The organism is Geobacillus sp. (assembly GCF_017515625.1).
GTDB classification, from domain to species: domain Bacteria; phylum Bacillota; class Bacilli; order Bacillales; family Anoxybacillaceae; genus Geobacillus; species Geobacillus stearothermophilus.
In genome coordinates, this window is record NZ_JAFWFM010000077.1 from 1 (window position 1) to 1792 (window position 1792).

3 protein-coding genes are annotated in these 1792 nt (G+C 53.0%); all 3 read right to left on the reverse strand.

The window, feature by feature from the left end; translation table 11 throughout:
• A partial coding sequence (locus IKE44_RS04835) for a DUF2512 family protein (protein WP_287465178.1) occupies window positions 1-211 on the reverse strand: 211 nt, incomplete at its 3' end.
• Window positions 212-301: 90 nt separating this feature from the next.
• On the reverse strand, window positions 302-802 hold the full coding sequence (locus IKE44_RS04840; RefSeq protein WP_033010007.1) for a dihydrofolate reductase: 501 nt from the start codon (window positions 800-802) through the stop codon (window positions 302-304).
• A gap of 13 nt (window positions 803-815) precedes the next feature.
• Window positions 816-1610 carry a thymidylate synthase gene (gene thyA, locus IKE44_RS04845; protein ID WP_033014075.1) on the reverse strand — a complete coding sequence of 265 codons (795 nt, stop codon included), beginning with the start codon at window positions 1608-1610 and terminating at the stop codon, window positions 816-818.
• Window positions 1611-1792 lie beyond the last annotated feature (182 nt).

Genomic DNA, 1792 nt, shown 5'->3' on the forward strand with positions numbered 1-1792 from the left:
ACAAAAAGGAAAGCGGCACGTCAAGTGCGGCAGCAACAAAATGGCCGACGCGCGGCAAGATGAACACATCGCCGATGACGTAAGACACGAGCGCCGTGATGACCGTCATGAGCGAAATCAACGAAAGCGGGACGTTGAAGATCGTAAACATGGAAAATAAGACGACGCTCCAAGCGGCGAGCTTGACGATAAAAGGAACGATATGCTTCATTTGTCTTCCTCCATTTCCATTGTTGGGTCTTACTTGTTATCGTTCCTTGTTCGCCCCGCTTCTATGCAAAAAGACGCGCCCAGCCAAAAGCTAAGCGCGCCCTGTTTTTCGCTCATAAATGAGAAAGGCGTGATCGTATCGGTTTTTTTCATCGATCGTTCCTTGCGTATATGAAACGATCTCCCACTCTTGCTCGGAAATCGGCGGATAAAACGTATCGCCAGGGAACGAGGCGAAAATTTTCGTCACATACAGTCGGTCGGCAAGCGGCATCGTCGCCTGAAACAGTTCCGCTCCTCCGATGATAAACACCTCTTCATCGTTGCGGCCGGCGGCCCACTGTTTCACCTCGTCGAGCGAGTGAAGCACAAGGCAGCCTTCCGGGCGAAACGAACGGTTGCGCGTGACGACGATGTTTTCCCGGCCGGGAAGCGGCCGGCCGATCGCCTCAAACGTTTTTCGCCCCATCACGATGGCATGCCCCATCGTCACCCGTTTGAAATACGCCAAATCAGCCGGCAAATGCCAAGGCAAACCGTTGTCTTTGCCGATCACCCGGTTTTCATCCATCGCCACAATGTGCGACATCATCGCGCTCTCCCCTTCACACCGCCACCGGCGCTTTAATCGCCGGATGCGGATCGTAGCCGACGATTTCAAAGTCGTCGTATTCATAGTCAAAGATAGACGGCGGCTTCCGTTTGATCACGAGCTTCGGCAGCGGGCGCGGCTCGCGCGTCAGCTGCAGTTTCGCTTGTTCCAGATGATTTTTGTACAAATGGACGTCGCCGCCGGTGAAAATGAGTTCGCCGACATCGAGGTCGCACTGCTGGGCGATCATATGCGTCAACAACGCGTAGCTCGCGATGTTAAACGGCAACCCTAAAAACGTATCAACGGAGCGCTGCTGCCACATGCATGACAACCGGCCGTTGGCGACGTAAAACTGGAAGGCGTAATGGCACGGCGGCAGCTTCATCTCGTCCAATTCCGCTACATTCCAAGCGCTCACCAGCAGTCGGCGTGAATGCGGATTTCGTTTGATCTCTTCGACAACCCATGCGATCTGGTCGATGGTTTTCCCGTCTGCTCCCTTCCACGAGCGCCATTGCGCGCCGTAAATCGGGCCGAGATCGCCGTTTTCGTCCGCCCACTCGTCCCAAATCGTCACGCCATTCTCCTGCAAATAGCGGACGTTCGTATCGCCTTTTAAAAACCAAAGCAGTTCATAAATGATGGAGCGGATATGCAATTTTTTCGTTGTCACGAGCGGAAATCCATCTTGTAAGTTGAAGCGGAGCTGGCGGCCGAACACCGACAGCGTGCCGACGCCCGTTCGGTCTTCTTTTTCGACGCCGTTTTCCAAAATATCCTCCAAAAGCTGTAAATATTGCCGCAATGTCCTCACCTCACGCTCTATCATACCATAAAGCAACGCATGGTGAACCACTTGTCCGTGAACTACCCCCACTTAATTTTCTAGCGAAAATTTGAAGTGGGGGCTTCCAAAGAAGTTTGACTGCTTCAAGCAATCCTTATTCTTTGAGGCGTGTCCACTTCGCCGCTAGAGCATAAGACACT